Here is a 20,311-nt window from a genome sequence, read left to right as displayed (position 1 = left end):
GAAATCCGGTCGCGCATCCGCTGCGCTTGGCCTGCACAAGGACCCCCAACGATCAGAACGGTCGGTTTCCAACCTGAAACCCAAGGACCCAACCGATGATCGTATTCCGTCCCCTGTTCACCCTGTTGCCCATGGCCTTTTCGGCCGGGCTGGTGCTGGCGCCCGACACCGGGGCCCATGCGGCCACGATGGCAACACATCCCACCTTCTCGTGCCCCAGCGCCGCCCCGGCCGCGCTTTGCGGCGCCTTCGAGGCGCAGCTGCGCAAGGCCGACCCGGCGCTTCGGGTGCGGCTCGATGCGCTGCGGGTGACGCCGGTCGGCCTTTCGGCGCGACTGGTCTGGAGCCGCGGCGACGGCGCGCCCGAAACCGGGCCCATCCTCGACATGGTGATGAGCGACCGCCCGCTCGACGCCTCGTTCTTCCAAGATTTCGCGGCCGAGCTGCTGCGCGTTTCCAACCTGCCGCGCTAAGCCCGGCCCTTCCAAGGTACTCTCCTCATGTGCATCATGTGCCAAACGCTCGATCCCTCGAACACGAGCTATGACAGCCACCTCGGCCAGACCGGCTCCACCGCTGTCAGCAGCGTCTCGGCCACCCTGCCGACCTATACGCTGGACCAGGTCGCCCTGCAGCTGACCGATGGCTACTGGCAGTCGAACGGCTATTCGGCCCGCAGTTTCGACATCCAGACCGGCGACACGCTGACCTACAACATCTCGGGCCTCAACCTCGACGGCAAGGCCGTGGTGGTGCAGGCGCTGGACGCCTGGACGGCGGTCTCGGGGATCAATTTCCAGCTGACCACCGGCACCGCGGACCTGACCTTCGACGACAACTACGCCGGCGCCTATGCGCAAAGCTGGACCATCGGCGAGACGATCACCCAGTCGACCATCAACGTCCACAAGTCCTGGGTGAATTACGGCGGCTATTACCTGCAGACCTACATCCACGAGATCGGACATGCGCTGGGTCTGGGCCATGCCGGCAATTACAACGGCAGCGCCAACTTCGGCACCGATGCGCATTATGCCAACGACAGCTGGCACACCACGGTGATGAGCTACTTCAGCCAGACCGACAACACCTACGACAGCTCGAGCTGGAACTACCTGGCGACGGCGCAGCTGGCCGACATCCTGGCGATCCAGAACCTCTACGGCACGCTGACCAACACCAACCTTGGCGACACCGTCTACGGCCAGAACACCAACACGGCGCAGTTCGGCATGGACCTGAATGCCGACTGGGCCGTGGCAATCCACGACAGCGACGGCACCGACACGATCGACGTGGGCGGCACCGGCGCCAACCAGCGCCTGAGCCTGCTGGCCGAGACCTGGTCCGACATCCGCGGCGAGGTCGGCAACCTGTCGATCGCCCGCGGCACCGTGATCGAGAACGCGGCCACCGGCTGGGGCGATGACACGATCACCGGCAACGGTGCGGACAACGAGATCCAGGCGCGCGGCGGGGCCGACCTGGTCGATGGCGGGGCCGGAGACGACACGATCAGCGGCGGCGTCGGGGCGGACACGCTCACCGGCGGCAGCGGATCGGACGTCTTTGCCTATGCCGCGCTGGATGAGGCGGGCGACATGATCACCGACTTCTCGGTCGCGGGCGGGGATCTCGTGGACCTCTCGGCCCTGCTGGCCGCGCTGGGCATCGCCGAAAGCGACGCGCTGTCGGGCGGCCACGTGGTGCTGGCCTCGGGCACCGGCGGCAGCTGGCTGAACGTCTACGAAAACAACCCGGGCGTCGCCACGCAGCTGGCCTTCCTTGCCGGGGTCAACGCCTCGGTCGGCGTCGGCGCCGTGACCGGGCTGGGCAACACCGGCGGCACGGGCGGCACCGGAGACACGGGCGGGACGGGTGACACGGGGGGCACCGGCGGCACCGGCGGCTCGATCGGCTCGGGCGTGGGCGACACCACCTATGTCTACACCGACGCCTTCGCCGACAACTGGGACTTCGCGTCGAGCGTTCTCGAAGATGTCGACGGCGGGCATGACACGCTCGATCTCAGCGCCCTGACCTACAAGGCGCGGATCTACCTCGACGGCACGCAGATCGGCCGCATCGACACCGAGGATTTCTCGATCGCGGCGGGCACGGTGATCGAAGACGTGGTGCTGGGCGCCGGCAATGACACGGTTTACGGCAACGAGGCCGACAACGCCGTGACCGGCAATGCCGGCAGCGACCGGGTCTACGGCTACGGCGGCAACGACACCTTCGACGGCGGCGAGGGCGACGACCGCTTCTACGGCGGGGCCGGCGCGGACGAGATGATCGGCGGCTTCGGCAACGACCGGTTCTACGGCGACGAGGGCGACGATGTCTTCGACGGCGGCATGGGGCGCGATTCGGCCCGTGGCGACGAGGGCAACGACCGGCTCAACGGTGGCATGGACCGCGACAACCTGCGCGGCGGGGCCGGCGACGACACGCTCGACGGCGGCATGGACAACGATGCGCTGCGCGGCGAGGACGGCAACGACCTGCTGATCGGCGGCATGGGCAATGACAACCTGCGCGGCGACGATGGCGACGACACGCTCGACGGCGGGCTCGGGGACGACAAGGCCAATGGCGGTGACGGCAACGACATGATCACCACCGGCGCGGGCGACGACCGCCTGCGCGGCGACGACGGCGACGACACGCTGGATGCGGGCGAGGGCGACGACCGGCTGGATGGGAAGAACGGCAACGACGTGCTGCTGGGCGGCGACGGCATCGACACGCTGCGGGGCCAGAACGACGATGACGTGCTGGTCGGCGGCGGCGGCGTGGACCGGCTCGAGGGTGGCAGCGGGGCGGACCTGTTCGTCTTCGGCGCGATGGCCGATGCCGGCGACGAGATCCGCGACTTCGACCTCGGCGAAGGCGACCTGATCGACATGTCCGACATCCTGGCGGCGCGCAGCACGACGGCGCAGGCGGCGATCGACACCGGCTGGCTGGTGCTCACCCAGGGCGAGGACGGTGCCTGGCTGCAATTCGACAGCGACGGCGACACCGTGCTTGAGGACGTGGCGCATATCTTCAGGTGGGACATCGTCGAGGACGGCGCCCTCACCGCGGACTGGTTCGCCTGATCCAGCGGAATGCGCGTCCCGCGCATGCAGGTTCAGCGCCTTGCGGCGCCAGGAAAGCGGCCCCAGTTCGGGGCCGCTTTCGCGCATGTGGAGAGCGCCGCGCCCCCTCCTTCATTGTTTTCCAAATACCTCGGGGAGCGCGAGGGGCTGGCCCCTCGCTTTTTCGTGTTGCGCCTCCGGCGCGAGGAACTGCGCCCCTCGCTTTTCCTGCACCGCGCCTCCGGCGCGAGGGGCTGGGCCCCTCGCTCTTGCTGTCCCGCGCCTCCGGCGCGAGGGGTTGGCGCCTCGTTTCGGGCGTTTCCAGCATGTGATGAGGGTGGATGTGAGGGGCCAGCCCCTCACGCTCCCCGGAGTTTAGAGGCACAATGAAGAGCGGATCAGAGATCCGTCCAGGCCGCGTCCTTCGATGAGCTGTCGATGCAGGCGGCGATGAAGCGCATGCCAAGTAGGCCATCCTCGATGTCCGGCGTGTGCACGCCTTCGGGCAGGGGGGTGCCGTCATTGGCATGGCGGACGAGGGCCGCCGCCTCGGCGTAGATCGTGGCGAAGCCTTCGAGGTAGCCCTCGGGGTGGCCGCCCGGCGTGCGGGTGCCGCGCAGGCCGGCGGGGGTGGCGCCGGCGCCGGCGCGGGTGAGCATCTGCCTGGGTTCGCCGTAGCGGGTGAAGGTCATCACGTTGGGGTTTTCCTGCGCCCAGTCGATCCCGCCTTTCGTGCCGTGGACGCGCAGGCGCAGGGCGTTCTCGTTCCCCACGGCGACCTGGCTGGCCCAAAGCATCCCCTTGGCCCCGCCCTTGAAGCGCAAGAGCACCTGGACGTTGTCATCCACCTTGCGGCCGGGCACGAAGGCGTCGAGGTCGGCCGCCAGCCGTTCCGTTTCCAGCCCCGTCACGTAGGAGGCGAGGTTGAAGGCATGGGTGCCGATGTCGCCCACGCAGCCGCCCGCGCCGGACCGCGCGGGGTCGGTGCGCCAGTCGGCCTGCTTGTTGTCGGGGTCCGTCTCTTCGGCCAGCCAGTCCTGCACGTATTCGACATGGACGAGGCGCAGGTCGCCGAGATCGCCCTTCGCGATCATCTCGCGCGCTTGCCGGATCAGCGGGTAGCCGGTGTAGTTATGCGTCAGGATGAAGAGCTTGCCGCTGTCGCGGGCGGCCTGCGCGATCTCTTCGGCCTGCGCCATGGTCGCGGCGAGGGGCTTGTCGCAGATGACGTGGATGCCGGCGTGCAGGAAGGCCACGGCGGGCCCCGCATGCATGTGGTTCGGGGTGACGATGGCCACCGCGTCGATGCCGTCCGCGCGGGCGGCCTCGGCTGCCGCCATCTCTTCGTAGCTGGTGTAGGTGCGGGCGGGGTCCAGCCCCAGCTCCGCGCCCGAGGCACGCGCCTTGTCGGGCGACGCGGACAGCGCCCCTGCCACCAGCTCCCACTGCCCGTCGATGCGGGCCGCGATGCGGTGAACCCCGCCGATGAAGGCGCCCTGGCCGCCGCCGACCATCCCAAGTCTCAACTTGCGCATCAGGCGATCCCCAGCATCTTGCGGATGGCGCCCAGGTCGGTCTCGCCCCCGGCGAAATCGTCGAAGGCCTTGTCCGTCACCTCGATGATGTGCCCGGCAATGAAGGGAGCGCCTTCAGCCGCGCCTTGCTCGGGCGATTTCAGACAGCATTCCCATTCCAGCACCGCCCAGCTGTCGTAGCCATGGGTGGCGAGGCGCGAGAAGATGCCCTTGAAATCCACCTGCCCGTCGCCGAGCGACCGGAAGCGCCCGGCGCGGTTCAGCCAGGGCTGGTAGCCCGAGTAGACGCCTTGCCGGCCATCCGGGTTGAACTCGGCGTCCTTGACGTGGAAGGCGCAGATCCGCTCGTGGTAGATGTCGATGAACGACAGATAGTCCATGCCCTGCAGCAGGAAATGCGACGGGTCGTAGTTGATGCGCGCACGGGGGTGATCGCGGCAGGCGTCCTGGAACATCTCCCATGTCGCGCCGTCGAAGACGTCTTCGCCGGGGTGGATTTCAAAGCCGATGTCGACGCCGTTTTCGTCGTAATGGTCGAAGATCGGGACCCAGCGGCGGGCGAGCTCGGCAAAGGTTTCCTCGATCAGCCCGGCGGGGCGCTGCGGCCAGGGGTAGAGGTAGGGAAAGGCGAGCGAGCCTGTGAAGCTGACGGTGGTCGACAAACCCAGGCGGCGGGAGGCCACGGCGGCCTTCTTGACCTGGTCGACGGCCCATTCCTGGCGCGCCTTGGGGTTTCCATGGACAGATGCGGGCGCAAAGGCGTCGAAGGCCGTGTCATAGGCCGGGTTCACCGCGACTAGTTGGCCCTGCAGGTGGGTCGAGAGCTCGGTGATCTCGACGCCCGCATCGGCGCAGATCCCCTTGATTTCGTCGCAATAGGTGTCGCTGTCCGCCGCCTTGTCGAGGTCGAACAGGGACCCGACGAAGGTCGGGATCTGCACGCCCTTGTAGCCAAGGCCCGCGGCCCATTTGGTGATGTTCTCGAGGCTGTCGAACGGCGCTTGGTCACCCGCGAACTGGGCGAGGAAAAGGGCCGGTCCCTTGATCATGCCGGGCATTGTGATCCTCCGGGGGTCATGTGTCTGAATATCGCACGTAGGCGAAGTGGCGGGCATCGGGCGAACAGCAGGGCACGTTGATCGTGCCCTGGCCGCCGAAGAGGTCGATGAGGATGCGGGGGCTTCCACCCGAGGCCGGCATCAGCCGCAGCTGGACGTTGCGGTTGGGCGGGTGGCCTTCAGTCCCCTCCTCGTAGGCGAGGTAGAGGATGTGCTGCCCGTCGGGCGAGGGGTGGGGGAACCAGTTGACCCGGTCGTCTTCGGTCATCTGCTGCGCGTCGCTGCCATCGGGGCGGACGCGCCAGAGCTCCATCGAGCTGCCGCGGTCCGAGTTGAACCAGATCCACTCGCCACCCGGCGTGTAATCCGGCCCGTCGTAATGGCCGCCGCCCTTGAGAACGCAGGTCTCGGGGCCGCCACCCGTGGGGATGGTCCAGATGCCCCAGTCCTCTCCGCGCTTGGCCGTATAGGCGAGCGTTTCGCCGTCAGGCGACCAGCCGTGCCACCAGCTGGGCGTCTCGGCGGTGACACGGCTAGGCGTGCCGCCCGCGATCGGAAGAGTGTAAATGCACGAGGTGAAGGGCTGCGCCGACTGGCTGACCACCAGCGTCGTGCCGTCCGGGGAAATCCCGTGGTCGTTGTTCAGCCGCTGCAAATCGCCGGTGTCGATCCGGTGCAGCGCGGGCGCGTCCAGCGGCACCCGGTAGAGGAGCCCGCCGCCGTTGACGATCAGCGCCGTGCCGTCCGGTGTCCAGTTGGGCGCCTCGACATGGCCCTCGTGGACCAGCACCGAGGTCGCGAGGCCGGTCTCGATGTCATATGTCTCGATATGCGATCTCATGCGCCCACCGGGTGGTAGTCGAAGCGGGCGAAATCGGCCGTGCGGCCCAGCCCGGTGGTGTCGAAGCACAGCATGCCGACGAAGGCGCCGGTGAAGGACCCATGCTCGCCCCGGCCGCCTTCGTCCGAGATGACGGCGGCGTCGAGTTCGGGCCCCAGCGGGTTCCAGTCCTGTCCCTGCCGCCACCAGAATTGCTGGGTGGCGCCGGTGACGATGACGGCGAGGTCGACGGGGCCTTCGTTGATGGGGCGCGGCTGCATCGGGTAGCTCATCTGCCCGTCCGGCCACATGCCCGGGCACGACAGGATGAACAGGCTCAGCCCCGCCTCTGGGTGTTTCGTGACGCCGGCAAAGTGGAACTTGTGGCGGTTGTAATAGGTCGTGAGGCCGGCCATCTGCTGGTAGCTTTGGGGGCGGAAATCGACAACGGTTTCCGCGCGGTAGCTCAGGTGCTCCTGCCGGCGGGCGACGAGGGATTGTTCGAACCAGCTGCCGACGCTTTCGCGGCCCGTCAGGCGCAGGGCCTTGCCGGTGAGGGTGAACAGCCGCTCGGGCTGCGGGGTGCGCAGCCATTGGAACTCGGGCGGCAGGGTCCTGGTGTTGAAGGTCCGGCAGACCGGGCGCGTGGGGCGCGGCTGGGCGTCTGTGAGGCCCGGCACCTCGACCTGCGGCACCGGCCCGTGCTTGGCGTAAAGCCAGCCGTCGTCCCGCCATTCGCATTCCTGGATCGCGGTTTCGCGCCCGAGCGGAGAGAAGCGTTTCTCGAGCCCCGGCAGGGGGCGCGAGCAGAGATGCGTGTGGTAGGTGCGCCCGTCCGGCGTCTCGACGATCTGGCCGTGGCCGGCGCGTTGCAAGGGCGCGTCGGGCGCGTCCTTGGCGGTGATCAGGTGCGTGTCGGGGTGCAGCGCGTAGGGCCCCCAGATGTCGCGCGACCGGGCCATTGTCACGGCATGGTCGTAGCCCGTGCCGCCCTCGGCCACGGTGAGGTAGTACCAGCCGTCGCGCTTCGATAGGTGCGGCCCCTCGGTCAGGCCCAGTTTCGAGCCGTGCGAGATGACCTTGATGGGGCCGATGAGGCCGTCCCGTTCGCTCCATTCCTGGCACAGGATGCCGTCGAAGGCGCGGTGCTTGGGGTTGCCGCCGACCGAGTTCGAGATGTGGTTCCAGCGCAGCACCAGCCAGTATTTCCGGCCATTGTCGTCGTGGAACAGCGACGGGTCGAAGCCGTGCGAGCTGACGAAGGTCGGGTCGGACCAGTCGCCGTCGATGGTGTCGCAGGTGACGATGTAATTGTGCGCGTCCTTGAAGTTGCCTTCGTTGCGCTTGACGTCGGTGTAGACCAGCCAGAATTTCTCGCCGTCATGGCTGAGGCAGGGGGCCCAGATGCCGCAGCTGTCGGGATTGCCCCGCATGTCCAGCTGGCTGGCGCGGTTCAGGGGCCGTGCCACGAGGTCCCAGTTCACCAGGTCGGTCGAGCGGTGGATCTGCACGCCGGGGTACCATTCGAAGGTCGAGGTGGCGATGAAGTACTCGTCACCCACGCGGCAGATCGAGGGGTCGGGGTTGAAGCCGGGCAGGATCGGGTTGCGGATCATGGGGTGGGGCTTTCGGGGGTGGTGAAGGAGGCGGGCAAGGCGCCGGTCCTCGGTGCGAGGGCTTTGGCGCGAGGGTCGACGGGAGCGGTAAGGGCAGCGCCCGACCCTGGGGGGGCGCATCGGAACAGTGAATGAGCGCGGGCCAGTGCCATAAACGGTACGCAAGCGCCTGTTGAAACGATGCAATAGCGCCCTCCCGGGGGGAGGGGTGAAGGCTGGTCGGAAATGGTCCAGTGGACCATTTCAGGCCTGAACGGGCGGAGCCCCGGCGGGCGCTGCCCGGCGTGCCGCCGGGGGGGACCGTCAATAGGCGCGCGCATCAACGAGGAGTTTCGCGCCTGTGGGGATGAAGCGGGGTGACAGGCCATCATGCCCCCTCCGCCGCCCATTCCGCGAACTTTTTCTCGTCCGCAAGCCGGTCGATCTCGGCCAACTCTTCGGGCGTGAACGCGAGGTTCCCGATGGCGCCCACGCAATCGGTGATCTGCGACGGCTTCGACGCGCCGATCAGCGCCGAGGTCACGCCGCCGCGCAGCACCCAGGCGATGGCCATCTGCGCCAGCGTCTGGCCGCGCGCCGCCGCGATCTCGTTCAGGGTGTTCAGCGCCTCGACCGCGCGAGGCGAGACCATCGCGGGGTTCAGCGACTTGCCCTGCGTGGCACGCGACCCCTCGGCCAGCCCGCCCAGGTACTTGCCAGTCAGCAGTCCCTGCGCCAGCGGCATGAAGGCGATGCAGCCCACGCCCGACGCGTCCAGCGTATCCAGCAGACCGTCCCGTTCGACCCAGCGGTTCAGCATGTTGTAGCTTGGCTGGTGGATCAGGCAGGGCGTGCCGAGGTCCTTAAGGATCGCCGCCGCCGCCCGCGTCTGCGCGGCATTGTACGACGAGATCCCGGCATAAAGCGCCTTTCCCGACCGCACGATCTGGTCAAGTGCGCCCATGGTTTCCTCGAGCGGCGTGTCGGGGTCGAAGCGATGCGAATAGAAGATATCGACGTAATCGAGCCCCATGCGCTTGAGCGACTGGTCACAGGACGCGATCAGGTACTTGCGCGAGCCCCACTCGCCATAGGGGCCCGGCCACATGTCGTAGCCCGCCTTGGACGAAATGATCAGCTCGTCCCGGTAGGGCCGGAAATCCTCGGCCATCAGCCGGCCAAAGGCAGTTTCCGCCGCGCCGTACTCGGGCCCGTAATTGTTGGCGAGGTCGAAATGCGTGATCCCGTGATCAAAGGCCGTCCGCGCCATGGCCCGCTTGACCGCGTGCGGGGTGTCGTCGCCGAAATTGTGCCAGAGTCCAAGGCTGATCGCCGGCAGCTTGAGGCCGGAACGGCCGCAGCGGCGATAGACCATGCGGTCGTAGCGGTCAGGGGCGGCAGAGTAGGGCATGGGGCGGTCCGTGAGTGATGGGATGCGCCCCGGGAGCCAGCGCCCCCGGGGCATAAGGCGTCACGCGAGCAGGGCGCGCGCGGCCTCGGGGTCGAGCGCTTCGGGGCGCGTGCAGGTGGTGGCGATGTCGACCGCGTTGCCGGTCTCGCCTGCCTTCAGGATCGCGGTCATCACGTCCACCACGTGCAGCGCGAACTCCAGCCCGCAGCGGTGCGGCCGCCCGTCGAGGATCGCGGCCCCCATGTCCGCCAGCCCCGCGCAGCGGTAGTTCGCGCTGGGCGTGCCGCGCCCGTCGACGCCGTTGGCGACCGCAAAGGGATGATCCCAGCCCGGCGCGTTCACATAGGCGGACTTCTGCGTCATCCGCACCTCGCCACCAAAGAAGTTCGGGTCGGGCACATGCAGGGTGCCGTTCAGCCCGTAAAGCTCCATGTTGGAGTGGCCGTGCTGCCAGACGTCCCAGCTTGCGCAATAGGTGACCTGTGCGCCGCTTTCGAACTGGAGGATGGCGTGGATCGTGGTCGGGGTCTCGACCTTGATCTTCTCGCCATGGCGCGGCTGCGAGGTGATGGTGCGATACTCCTGCGCGCTCGACGACATGGCCGTCACGCGTTTGACCGGCCCCAGCAGCTGCACCAGGTTCGACACGTAGTAGGGGCCCAGGTCCAGGATCGGGCCGCCACCGGGCTGGAAGAAGAAATCGGGGTTGGGGTGCCACATCTCCATCCCCGGGGATTGCACGAAACAGGTGCCGGACTTGATCTCACCCACCGCGCCTTCGTCCACCAGCTTGCGCGCCAGCTGGTGCGCGCCGCCAAGGAAGGTGTCGGGGGCCGAGCCCACGCGCAGGCCCTTTTCGTCGGCGACCTTGCGCAGGGCCTCGCCCTCTTCGGCGCTCAGCACGAAGGGCTTTTCCGAATAGACGTGCTTGCCCGCCTCCAGCACCCGGCTAGAGACCTCGAAATGCGCGTTGGGAACGGTCAGGTTGACGACGATGTCCACGTCATCGGCGGCCAGCAGGTCGTCGATGCTCAGCGCCTTCAGGCCGAATTCCTCGGCCCGGGTCTTGGCGGCCTCTGCGCTGATGTCGGCGCAGGCACGCATCTCGATGCCGCGGAACAGGGGGGCGAGGCGCATGTAGGCGGCGGAAATGTTGCCGCAGCCGATCACGCCGATGCCAAGTGTGTTGCTCATGGGATACCTCAGAATGTCTTGAACGACGCGATGGAGCGGGTGGCGAAGCGCGTCGCATCGGAGGGCTTGTCATGCTCCATCACGAACAGGTCCGCGCCGACGCCGCGCAGCGCGGCCATGATCGCCGGCCAGTCCATGGTGCCGGTGCCGACATCGGCCCATCCATCCTCGTCCGCGCAGTCCCCCTCAGGGGCGATGTCCTTGACATGGGCGGTGGTGATGCGATCCGCGTGGCTCTTGATCCAGTCAAGCGGATCGGCCCCGCCGCGCACGACCCAGGCCACGTCCATTTCCCACTCGATCGAGGGCGCGTGCTCGAGGATCAGCTCCATCGCGATCTCGCCGCCCGCAAGGGGCATGAATTCCCAGTGGTGGTTGTGCCAGCCAAAGCGCAGGCCGGCATCCTGCACCCGCTTGGCCGCCGTTTCCAGCCGTTTGGCAAGCTGGATCCAGGCGGCGGCATCGGCGCCGTTGCGGTACTCATCCGTGGGAGCGGGGCAGAACACCCGCTCCATCCCCAGCTGCTTGGCGGCGGCCATCGAGGTCGTGAAATCATCCTCGAACGAGGTGATCGGGAAGAAATGCCCGGATGGCATGGTCAACCCGTTCTGGTCCAGCAGCGCCTTGAAGGCCGCCGGGTCGGTGTAGACCCCGCCGAAGCCTTCGACCTGGGTGTAGCCCAGCCCGGCGATCATCTGCAGCACGTCCTCCCAGGGGGTGAACTCGCGCGCGGAATAGAGTTGGAAGGAGACGTCCATGTCTCTGTCCTTTCGTTATTGGCCGTTACAGCCGCGTTTCGGTGGTCTTGTCGAAGATATGCGTCAGTGCCGGGTCGAACCCGATGGCCAGTGGATCGCCGGACCGGATCTGCACCTGCCCGTCCAGCCGCACCCAAAGCGAGCGGCCGGCGACGTTCACCCGCACCAACGTGTCCGAACCCAGCGGCTCGACCAGCTCGACCCGGCTGTCCAGGCGCACCGGCATGGCGGCCGCGGCCTCCATCGCCGCGATATGCTCGGGGCGGATGCCCAGCACCACGGGGCCGGCCGTCGCGGGGCCGGCAAAGTCGTAGCCGGTGGTGGCGAAATCGACGCCGGTGCCGGTGAAATGGCCCGCGCCGTCCAACTGCCCCTCGAAAAAGTTCATCGTGGGCGAGCCGATAAACCCGGCGACGTACAGGTTCGAGGGCCGGTTGTAGATCTCGTGCGGGGAGGCCAGCTGCTGCACCAGCCCCGAGCGCATGATCGCGATCCGGTCGGCCAGGGTCATCGCCTCGATCTGGTCATGGGTGACGTAGATCATCGTGTTGCCCAGCGTCTGGTGCAGCTGCTTGATCTCGACCCTGAGGTCCGCGCGCAGCTTGGCGTCGAGGTTCGACAAGGGCTCGTCGAACAGGAACACGTCCACGTCGCGCACCAGTGCCCGGCCGATTGCGACCCGCTGGCGCTGCCCGCCCGACAGCGCGGCGGGTTTGCGCTTGAGCAGCGGCTCGATCTGCAACACCTCGGCGGCGCGGGCGACGCGCTGCGCGATCTCGGCCTTGCTCATCCCGGCGTTCTTGAGGCCGAAGCTCAGGTTCCCCTCGACCGTCATCTGCGGATACAGCGCGTAGGACTGGAACACCATGCCGATGCCGCGCTCGCTTGGCTCGGCCCAGGTGACGTTCTTGCCGCCGATCCAGATCTGCCCGTCGGTGACGTCCAGCAGCCCGGCGATGCAGTTCAGCAGGGTGGACTTGCCGCAGCCGGACGAACCCAGCAGGACAAGGAATTCCCCCTTGGCGATCGTCAGGTTCAGGTCCTTCAGCACCTGCACCGCGCCAAAGCTGAGGTGCAGGTTCTTGATCTCGATGCTTGGATCACTGGTGGTCATCGGTTCGGCCCCATGTGTGTCTTTGTGCGGCGGGCGCCACCTTGGGCGGCCCCCCCTGCTTCATTGTTTTCCATATACCTCGGGGTCCGGGGCAGCGCCCCGGTCCGGCGGGGCGGCCTGGTGCGCCAGCTGTCATGTCCCGCCCGGCGGCCCGCCGGGCAGCGCCGGCCCGCCCCGTCGCACTGGAGGTGCGCCGATCCGGGAGGGCATGCTCTCGGCGTGACGGGGCGGCGCTTTACGACCCCCCGGGGGCCGGCGCTGCCCCTGGCGCCTGAAATCGAAGGGAAGGCGACTGAAGAGGTCAAGACCGTCATCCCTTCACCGCCCCAGCGGCGATCCCGCGCACGAACAGCTTGCCCGAGACGAAGTAGATCACCAGCGGCACCAGCCCTGTTAGCAGGGTCGCGGCCATGTTGACGTTGTATTCCTTGACCCCCTGGACCGAGTTGACGATGTTGTTCAGCTGCACCGTCATCGGGTAGAGGTCGGGCTTGGTGTAGACCACGCCGAACAGGAAATCGTTCCAGATCCCCGTGACCTGCAGGATCATCGCGACCACGAAGATCGGCAGCGACATCGGCAGCATGATCTGGAAGTAGATCCGCCAGAACCCGGCCCCGTCCACCCGTGCGGCCTTGAACAGCTCTTCGGGCAGCGAGGTGAAGTAGTTGCGGAACAAGAGCGTCAGGATCGGCATCCCGAAGACCGAGTGCACGATCACAAGGCCCCAGAGCGTGCCGTAAAGGCCGATCTCGCGCAGCATGATCACGATCGGGTACAGCATCACCTGGTAGGGGATGAAGGCGCCGAAGATCAGGATGGTGAAAAACGCATCCGCCCCCTTGAACCGCCAGTTGGCCAGCGCATAGCCGTTCACCGATGCGATCGCGATCGACAGGATCACCGAGGGGATCGTGATGCGCACCGAGTTCCAGAAGCCCCGGCTCAGCCCGTCGCAATTGAGACCCGTGCAGGCCTGGGACCAGGCCTTGACCCAGGGCTCGAAGGTGATCTCGACCGGCGGGGAAAAGATGTTGCCCATCCGGATCTCGGGCATCCCCTTGAGCGAGGTGACGATCATGACATAGAGCGGCAACAGGTAGTAAAGCGCCACCACGATCAGCGTGCCGTAGATAAAGATGTTCTGGCGCGAGAAGCGTTTGCGGGGCTTTGGCCCGCGCGGTCCGTCAAGCTGGCCGGCGATCATGCCGGCGCTGGCGCCCGCCGCGTTGAGTGAAGCGGGATCAGACACGTTTCTTGCCTCCGAATTCAAGCATGGCCCAGGGGATGACGACGACCAGCACCGCCAGCAGCATCATGGTCGATGCGGCAAAGCCCTGGCCGAGGTTCTGCGCCCCGAAGAGGTAGTCGTAGACATATTTGGCCGGCATCTCGGTCGACAGGCCGGGACCGCCGCCGGTCTGGGCCACGATCAGGTCGTAGACCTTGACGATGGACGAGGCGATCAGCACCAGGGTGGTGATGAAGACGGGTTTCATCATCGGGATGATTATGAAGACATAGGTCTTCCACGCCGGGATCCCGTCCACGCGGGAGGCCTTCCAGATCTCCTGGTCGATGCCGCGCAGGCCCGCCAGCATCAGCACCATGATCAGCCCCGACCCCTGCCACAGCCCGGCGATCATGACGCCGTAAAGCGCGATGTCGGCGGTATAGAGCGGGTCGAAAGTGAAATTTTCGAACCCGAGGCTGCGCACGATGTGCTGCACGCCGAAGTCAGGGTTGAGTATCCATTGCCAGACCAGCCCCGTCACGATGAAGCTCAGCGCAAAGGGGTAAAGCATGATGGTGCGGAACGTGTTCTCGAACCGGATCTTCTGGTCCATCAGCGCGGCCAGGACAAAGCCGATGACAAAGCTCAGCACCAGCATGAACAGGCCATAGAGGAACAGGTTCTCGATCGAGACCAGCCAGCGTCGGCTGTCCCAGAGGCGTTCGTACTGGTCAAGGCCGACCAGCTTCCAGCGTGGCAACAGTTTCGAATTGGTAAAGCTGTAGGCTACCGTCCAGATCGTGCCACCGACAAAGACCACCATGGCGGTCAGGATCATCGGGATCGCGGCAATCTTGGCGGACTTGTTCCGGAACAGCCGATTGGGTCGTGAAGCGGACATGTCGCCTCCCGTCATGACATGAGCGGTTGTGCCGGACCCCCGGTCGGGGGCCCGGCTGTCGCGATCAGTCTGCGTCTGCGATGATGTCGGCGTAACGCGCCTGCGCGTCTTCCGGCGTGATTGATGCGTCGGCGAAGAACTCGACAAAGAGCTCCTCGATCTGCACCCGTGTGTCGGACGAGATCAGGATGTTCACGTCAGGCAGCGCATCGCCCGAGGCCAGGATCTCGAGGCCCTTCTTCATGCAGTCGTTGGCCGCCTCGAGGTCGACGTCGCCGCGCACCGGCAGCGAGCCTTTCTTGAGGTTGAAGGCCACCTGGGTTTCCGGCTCGAGCAGCAGCGCGGCCAGCTCGCCTTGCGCGGCAGTCAGCTCTTCGTCGTCGAGTACGGGGAAATAGAAGGCATCGCCACCGGCCTGCAGCGTCTTGTTGACGCCGAGCCCGGGCAGGCAGGTGTAATCCTCGCCCGCGGTCATGCCGGCCACCTGGAATTCACCCTGCGCCCAGTCGCCCATGATCTGCCCGCCAGCCTGGCCGGTGATCACCAGGTTGGTGGCCTGGTTCCAGTCCTGCACGTTCGAATCCTTGGACATCTCGCGCGCGGCGGCCGCGGCGGCAAAGATCCTGGCCACTTCCGGCCCGGCGGCGATCTCGGCATTCTTGTCCTGGTAGACGCCCAGGTAGACCTCGGGCGGCAGCAGCGACAGGATCATGACGTTGAAGGCGCCCGATTGCTGCCAGCCCTGCTTGCCCATGGCCATCGGGATCTTGCCCGCTTCGGCCAGCGCCGGGGCCGCGGCGACGAATTCGTCCCAGGTGGTCGGGACCGGGATGCCGGCGTCCTCGTAGGCTTTGTGGCTCAGCCACAGCCATTGCCACGAATGGATGTTGAGCGGGGCGCAATAGACCCGGCCGTCCACGGTGCAGGCGTCCAGCAGCGACGGCGGGTTGATCACCTCGCGCCACTTGCCGGCCTCGGCGATGTCGGTCAGGTCGCGCATCAGGCCGGCCTCGACCAGTTCCTCGGCCTGGCGGCCATGGTTGAACTGGGTGGCCGCCATCGGGTCGCCCCCGGTGATGCGGCTGATCATGATCGGACGCGCCGTGCTGCCCGAACCTGCAATGGCGCCGTCGACCCAGGTGTGCTCGGTCTTTGCGTCAAAGGCCTTGGCCAACTCGGCCACCGCGGCCGCCTCGCCGCCCGAGGTCCACCAATGGGTCACTTCGAGATCGGCCGCCTGGGCCGCGCCGGCCACGCAAAGCGCCGTGGTCGCGCCCAGGATGGTACGAATGTGTGTCATGTCTTCCTCCCTTCGGGCCATCTGATGCGGCCCGTCAATCCATGGCGTCAGCGCGCCTTGAAATCGTTTACATGCGAAGGGGTCATCCTCTTGCCCTTGCATGAAAACGATTACATTTCTAATATTCACCTTGCGTGCCTGTCAACGAAGAAAATTCGGTGCTACAGGTCGGGCGGCCTTTGAAGGACGGGACCGTTGGTTCAGAAAAGCACGAGTATCAAGGATGTCGCGCGCGAGGCGGGGGTCTCGACGGCCACGGTCAGCCGCGCGCTGTCGAATCCCGAATTGCTGACCGACAGCACCCGCGAGGCGGTGTTCGAGGCGATTCGCGTCACCGGCTACCGGGTCAACCAGGCCGCCCGGAACCTGCGCAAGCGGCGCGCGGGGGCGGTGCTGGTGCTGGTGCCGAACCTTGGCAACCATTTCTTCAGCCAGATCATCGCCGGCATCAGCGCCGAACTGCGCGACAGCGATTACTCGGTGCTGATCACCGACACGGCCGGGCAACATGACAAGGGCCGCGTGGTCGTGGATTATTTCCTCGATGGACGGATCGACGGGATGATCTCTCTCGACGGCGGCATGTCGCAGGCGGATCTTGCGCTGCTGGCCGAGAACGAGGTCGAGGACCAGATCGTCTTTGCCTGCGAATGGGTGCACGAGGCGGGCTTTCCCAAGGTCTGCAGCGACAATTTCGACGGGGCGCAACAGGCGATCCGGCACCTCTACGATCTCGGGCACCGCAAGATCGCCCACGTGACAGGCCCCAAGGGCAACGTTCTGACCCGCGTGCGGCGCGAAGGCATGCTGGCCGCCCGCGCCGCGCTGGACCTGCCGGCCCGGGACGACTGGATCATCCGCGGCGACTTCTCGCTGGAATCGGGCGCCGAGGCCGCGCGCCGCATCCTGGCGATGGAGGACCGCCCGACGGCGGTCTTCTGCGCCTCCGACCTCGTCGCCTTCGGGTTGATCTCGACGCTCACGGCGGCGGGGGTGGAGGTGCCGGGCGACATCTCGGTGGTCGGCTTCGACGACATCGAGATGTCGGGCTACTACGTGCCCGCGCTGACGACTGTGCGCCAGGACCGCCGGCGGCTGGGGCAGGAGGCGGCCTCGCTGCTGCTCGAACAGCTGCGCGGCGGCTCGCGCCGGGCCGCCGGCAACCGCAAGGTCGGGGTCGAACTGATCGTGCGCGATTCGACCTCGCGGCCGAAAACCGGACTGAAATCAGTGGTCTGACGGACGGACTTCATACGACGCTTTAGGCCATTGTCCGGTGTCGGATGCGAGGGGCCAGCCCCTCGCGCTCCCCGAGGTATTTGAGAAACAATGAAGGAAAGGGGCGCGCGCCCGGGACTTCATTGTTTTCCAAATACCTCGGGGGGCGTCACCAAAGGTGACGGGGGGCAGCGCCCCCACCAACGGTCGCGTCCAGGCTCACGCCCGGGCGTGGAGGATCCGGCCGATGGTGTTCAGCAGCAGCTGCGCGGCCAGGATCGAGGTGCTGCCGGTCGGGTCGTAGTCCGGCGCGACCTCGACCAGGTCGATGCCGACGATGCGGTGGCGTTTCGCCAGCAGGGCGATGAGTTCCAGCACCTCGTAGTAGAGAAACCCGCCGTGGCTGGGCGTGCCGGTGCCCGGCGCGATCGATGGATCGAAGCCGTCGATGTCGATGGTGAGGTAGAGATCGGCGCCGGCCGGCACACGGTCGGCGGCGGCCGCGACTCCCATGGCGCGGACCTGCCGCACCGACTGGATGTCCGAGCCGAAGCGGCGCGCGTCCTCGTAGCCTTCGCGGGCCGTGGAGGACACATTGCGGATGCCGAGTTGTGTGAGCCCGGTCACGTAGTCCTTTTCTGCCGCCCGGCGCATCGGGTTGCCGTGGCCGCGCGTGACGCCGTGGCGTGCGTCGACGAAATCGAGATGGGCGTCGATCTGCACGATATGCAGCGGGCCGTGGCCGGCAAAGGCCTCGATACAGGGGATGTTGACCGAATGATCGCCCCCCAGCACCACCGGCAGCGCCCCGGCCGCGAGGATCCTGCGCACGCCGTGGGCGATATTGGCGTGGCTCTGGACGGTGTCCGTGTGGATGATGTCAGCATCGCCAAGGTCAACGATCCGCGCGCCGTCGAGGTAGGTCACGTCGTCCTCGTGGTCATAGGCGCCCGCATGGCCAAAGCTGAACAGGGTCGAGGCCTCGCGGATCCCGCGCGGCCCGAACCGCGCCCCGGCCCGCCATTGCGTGCCCGCATCGAAGGGTGCGCCCAGGATGCAGACATCGGCGTCGATCGCGTCCCAGTCGGGCTGGTAGGGATACTTGCCGAAGGTGGCGATGCCGGTGAAGGGCAGGTTCAGGCGGCCGGTCTCGTAGCCATGGGACATGTGGTTCTCCGGATGATTGCGTGCAGCCAAGCGCGGGGGCGGGGCGGGGTCAAGGCCGGCTCTCGACATTCGCGGCATGATGGGGGACGGTGCCGGCAAGGACCCGAGGGGAGGAGTGGGGACATGACCGATACCGAAGCGCGCATCACGGCAGGCGGCGCGATCTTTCCGCGGCTCAAGGCGCTGGGCGTCGACGTGGTCTTTGCCAATTCCGGCACGGATTTTCCGCCCATCATCGAGGGGCTCGCGCAGGCTGCCGCCGAGGGGATAGAGCTGCCGCGCGCCCTGGTCATGCCGCATGAACATGCCGCGCTGGGGATGGCGCATGGGTATTACCTGGCGACGGGCCGGCCGCAGGCGGTGATGCTGCACACCAACGTAGGGCTGGCCAACGGCGCCATCGGCGCGATCAACGCGGCCTGCGAGCATGTGCCGATGATCCTGATGTCGGGCCGCACCCCGGTGACCGAGCAGGGCCGGTTTGGCGCCCGCACCGTGCCCATCGGCTGGGGGCAGGAGATGCGCGACCAGGCGGCGCTCGTGCGCGAGTCCGCCAAATGGGAGTACGAGCTGAAGTTCCCCGAGCAGGTGCCCGAGCTGCTGGACCGCGCCCACGCCATCGCGTCCTCGACCCCCAAGGGGCCGGTCTACCTGTCGATCCCGCGCGAGGTGCTGTGCGAGGAGATCGGGACCGAAGGCCTTGGCGCCGCCCCGACGATGCGCCCGGCCGAGGCGGCGCCCAACCCGGACGCCATCGCCACGCTGGCGAGCTGGCTGGCCGGGGCCGAGGCGCCGCTGGTCATCGCGCAGCGCGGGGCGGGGGATGCGGCGAGCTTTGCGGCTTTCGCGAATTGGGCCGAGGACTGGGGGATTGCCGTCTGTTCCTGGTGGGCGACGCATCTCGCGATCCCGACCGATCACCCCTGTCATGTCGGGGCCGATCCGGGGCCGTGGCTGGCCGAGGCCGACGCGGTGCTGGTGCTCGACTGCATCGCACCCTGGATGCCGGATGCCCATGCGCCGAAACCCGGCGCCCGGGTCGCGCATATGGGGCCGGACCCGCTGTTCTCGCGCACCCCGGTGCGGAATTTCCGGTCGGACCTGTCGATCACCGGCGAAAGCGCGCGGACGATCCCGGCGTTGATTGCCGCGATGACCGACCTGCCGCGGGACGAGGCGCAGCTGGCCGCCCGCCGCGCAAGGCTGGCGGAGGCGAGCGGGCGCGAACGGGACCGGATCACGGCAAGCGCCCAGCCGAGGGGCGACGCGATGACCAAGCCCTTCGTCAGCCGGGTGCTGTCGGAGGCGCTGGCGGGGCGCCGAGCGCGGGTGTTCTCGGAACTCGGGGGCGTGCTGGGGGCCTGCGAGCGTCATGAGCATGGCTCCTGGTTCCAGGAACCGCATTCCGGCGGGCTCGGCTGGTCCTTTCCCGCCGCGCTGGGGGCGCAATTGGCCGACCCGGAACGGCTTTGCGTCGCGGTGCCCGGGGACGGCAGCTACATGTTCGCCAACCCCGTCGCCTGCCACCAGATTGCCGAGGCGTTGGCGCTGCCGATCCTCATCGTCGTGGTGAACAACGGCGAATGGGGGGCGGTGCGGGCCTCGGTCGCCGGGCTCTACCCGGACGGGGCGGCGGCGAAGGCGAACCAGATGCCGCTGACGGGCCTCAGCCCGGTGCCGGATTTCTGCAAGGTGGCCGAGGCGAGCCGCGCCTGGGCGCGGGCGGTCGAGCGGCCCGAGGACCTGGCCGGGGCCATCGAAGACGCACTGCAGGTGATCGGGACCGAGCGGCGCTGTGCGCTGTTGAACGTCAAGGTGGTGTGAGGCGGCGGGCGTCGGATTTGAGTATTTGCGGAATAATGAAAGGCAGGGGGGCGCGTACCGCGAGCGGGGTGCCCCGTGGCTGCGTTGCATGTGCAT

16 protein-coding genes are annotated in these 20,311 nt (G+C 67.3%); 4 read left to right on the top strand and 12 right to left on the bottom strand.

What is annotated here, in order from left to right; all coding sequences use genetic code 11:
* The first annotated feature begins 95 nt into the window (after window positions 1-95).
* Window positions 96-473: a hypothetical protein gene (locus MF270_RS04215; protein ID WP_238364599.1), complete on the top strand. Its 378-nt coding sequence runs from the start codon at window positions 96-98 to the stop codon at window positions 471-473.
* Window positions 474-509: 36 nt separating this feature from the next.
* Window positions 510-3,107, top strand: a complete 2,598-nt coding sequence (locus MF270_RS28145; RefSeq protein WP_272490672.1) for a M10 family metallopeptidase — start codon at window positions 510-512, stop codon at window positions 3,105-3,107.
* 377 nt (window positions 3,108-3,484) lie between these two features.
* Here the strand turns inward: MF270_RS28145 and MF270_RS04195 are convergent, their stop codons facing one another.
* The 11 genes from MF270_RS04195 to MF270_RS04145 form a co-directional block, all read right to left on the bottom strand.
* Complete coding sequence (locus MF270_RS04195) at window positions 3,485-4,621, bottom strand: Gfo/Idh/MocA family protein (RefSeq protein ID WP_238364598.1); 1,137 nt, start codon at window positions 4,619-4,621, stop codon at window positions 3,485-3,487.
* Window positions 4,621-5,679, bottom strand: a complete 1,059-nt coding sequence (locus MF270_RS04190) for a sugar phosphate isomerase/epimerase family protein (RefSeq protein ID WP_238364597.1) — start codon at window positions 5,677-5,679, stop codon at window positions 4,621-4,623. Before MF270_RS04190 ends, MF270_RS04195 begins: the two co-directional genes overlap by 1 nt.
* A 16-nt stretch (window positions 5,680-5,695) precedes the next feature.
* A complete protein-coding gene (locus MF270_RS04185; protein ID WP_238364596.1) occupies window positions 5,696-6,520 on the bottom strand; it encodes a TolB family protein in 825 nt (274 codons plus the stop codon).
* A complete protein-coding gene (locus tag MF270_RS04180) occupies window positions 6,517-8,115 on the bottom strand; it encodes a glycoside hydrolase family 43 protein (protein WP_238364595.1) in 1,599 nt (532 codons plus the stop codon). Before MF270_RS04180 ends, MF270_RS04185 begins: the two co-directional genes overlap by 4 nt.
* Window positions 8,116-8,482: 367 nt before the next feature.
* A complete protein-coding gene (mgrA, locus tag MF270_RS04175; RefSeq protein ID WP_238364594.1) occupies window positions 8,483-9,505 on the bottom strand; it encodes an L-glyceraldehyde 3-phosphate reductase in 1,023 nt (340 codons plus the stop codon).
* Window positions 9,506-9,565: 60 nt separating this feature from the next.
* Window positions 9,566-10,699, bottom strand: a complete 1,134-nt coding sequence (locus MF270_RS04170; RefSeq protein ID WP_238364593.1) for a Gfo/Idh/MocA family protein — start codon at window positions 10,697-10,699, stop codon at window positions 9,566-9,568.
* Between the two features lie 8 nt (window positions 10,700-10,707).
* The gene (locus MF270_RS04165) at window positions 10,708-11,457 is read right to left on the bottom strand and encodes a sugar phosphate isomerase/epimerase family protein (RefSeq protein ID WP_238364592.1); all 750 of its coding nucleotides are present in this window, start codon (window positions 11,455-11,457) and stop codon (window positions 10,708-10,710) included.
* Window positions 11,458-11,482: 25 nt separating this feature from the next.
* Window positions 11,483-12,571 carry an ABC transporter ATP-binding protein gene (locus MF270_RS04160; protein ID WP_238364591.1) on the bottom strand — a complete coding sequence of 363 codons (1,089 nt, stop codon included), beginning with the start codon at window positions 12,569-12,571 and terminating at the stop codon, window positions 11,483-11,485.
* Between the two features lie 310 nt (window positions 12,572-12,881).
* Complete coding sequence (locus MF270_RS04155) at window positions 12,882-13,778, bottom strand: carbohydrate ABC transporter permease (RefSeq protein WP_238364829.1); 897 nt, start codon at window positions 13,776-13,778, stop codon at window positions 12,882-12,884.
* A 37-nt stretch (window positions 13,779-13,815) separates the two neighbouring features.
* Window positions 13,816-14,706: a carbohydrate ABC transporter permease gene (locus MF270_RS04150; protein WP_238364590.1), complete on the bottom strand. Its 891-nt coding sequence runs from the start codon at window positions 14,704-14,706 to the stop codon at window positions 13,816-13,818.
* Between the two features lie 64 nt (window positions 14,707-14,770).
* Window positions 14,771-16,006, bottom strand: a complete 1,236-nt coding sequence (locus MF270_RS04145) for an ABC transporter substrate-binding protein (RefSeq protein WP_238364589.1) — start codon at window positions 16,004-16,006, stop codon at window positions 14,771-14,773.
* Between the two features lie 195 nt (window positions 16,007-16,201).
* Here MF270_RS04145 and MF270_RS04140 point away from each other — a divergent pair, with 195 nt between their 5' ends.
* Window positions 16,202-17,245, top strand: a complete 1,044-nt coding sequence (locus tag MF270_RS04140; protein WP_238364588.1) for a LacI family DNA-binding transcriptional regulator — start codon at window positions 16,202-16,204, stop codon at window positions 17,243-17,245.
* Window positions 17,246-17,443: 198 nt separating this feature from the next.
* Here MF270_RS04140 and speB read toward each other — a convergent pair whose 3' ends face one another.
* Window positions 17,444-18,391, bottom strand: coding sequence for an agmatinase (speB, locus tag MF270_RS04135; protein WP_238364587.1), 948 nt, complete (start codon window positions 18,389-18,391; stop codon window positions 17,444-17,446).
* Between the two features lie 123 nt (window positions 18,392-18,514).
* Between speB and MF270_RS04130 the strand changes: the two genes are divergently transcribed.
* Window positions 18,515-20,215, top strand: a complete 1,701-nt coding sequence (locus MF270_RS04130) for a thiamine pyrophosphate-requiring protein (protein WP_238364586.1) — start codon at window positions 18,515-18,517, stop codon at window positions 20,213-20,215.
* Window positions 20,216-20,311 lie beyond the last annotated feature (96 nt).

Origin of the sequence: Mesobacterium pallidum (assembly GCF_019966535.1) — a bacterium.
Lineage (GTDB): Bacteria > Pseudomonadota > Alphaproteobacteria > Rhodobacterales > Rhodobacteraceae > Mesobacterium > Mesobacterium pallidum.
This window is presented reverse-complemented; position numbering and strand designations above follow the sequence as displayed.

Coding starts and splice junctions, on each gene's coding strand:
- MF270_RS04130 (WP_238364586.1), top strand. CDS start 18,515: ATGACCGATACCGAAGCGCGCATCACGGCAGGCGGCGCGATCTTTCCG.
- MF270_RS28145 (WP_272490672.1), top strand. CDS start 510: ATGTGCCAAACGCTCGATCCCTCGAACACGAGCTATGACAGCCACCTC.
- MF270_RS04150 (WP_238364590.1), bottom strand. CDS start 14,706: ATGTCCGCTTCACGACCCAATCGGCTGTTCCGGAACAAGTCCGCCAAG.
- MF270_RS04160 (WP_238364591.1), bottom strand. CDS start 12,571: ATGACCACCAGTGATCCAAGCATCGAGATCAAGAACCTGCACCTCAGC.
- MF270_RS04180 (WP_238364595.1), bottom strand. CDS start 8,115: ATGATCCGCAACCCGATCCTGCCCGGCTTCAACCCCGACCCCTCGATC.
- MF270_RS04215 (WP_238364599.1), top strand. CDS start 96: ATGATCGTATTCCGTCCCCTGTTCACCCTGTTGCCCATGGCCTTTTCG.
- speB (WP_238364587.1), bottom strand. CDS start 18,391: ATGTCCCATGGCTACGAGACCGGCCGCCTGAACCTGCCCTTCACCGGC.
- MF270_RS04190 (WP_238364597.1), bottom strand. CDS start 5,679: ATGCCCGGCATGATCAAGGGACCGGCCCTTTTCCTCGCCCAGTTCGCG.
- MF270_RS04165 (WP_238364592.1), bottom strand. CDS start 11,457: ATGGACGTCTCCTTCCAACTCTATTCCGCGCGCGAGTTCACCCCCTGG.
- MF270_RS04185 (WP_238364596.1), bottom strand. CDS start 6,520: ATGAGATCGCATATCGAGACATATGACATCGAGACCGGCCTCGCGACC.
- mgrA (WP_238364594.1), bottom strand. CDS start 9,505: ATGCCCTACTCTGCCGCCCCTGACCGCTACGACCGCATGGTCTATCGC.
- MF270_RS04155 (WP_238364829.1), bottom strand. CDS start 13,778: ATGATCGCCGGCCAGCTTGACGGACCGCGCGGGCCAAAGCCCCGCAAA.
- MF270_RS04195 (WP_238364598.1), bottom strand. CDS start 4,621: ATGCGCAAGTTGAGACTTGGGATGGTCGGCGGCGGCCAGGGCGCCTTC.
- MF270_RS04170 (WP_238364593.1), bottom strand. CDS start 10,699: ATGAGCAACACACTTGGCATCGGCGTGATCGGCTGCGGCAACATTTCC.
- MF270_RS04145 (WP_238364589.1), bottom strand. CDS start 16,006: ATGACACACATTCGTACCATCCTGGGCGCGACCACGGCGCTTTGCGTG.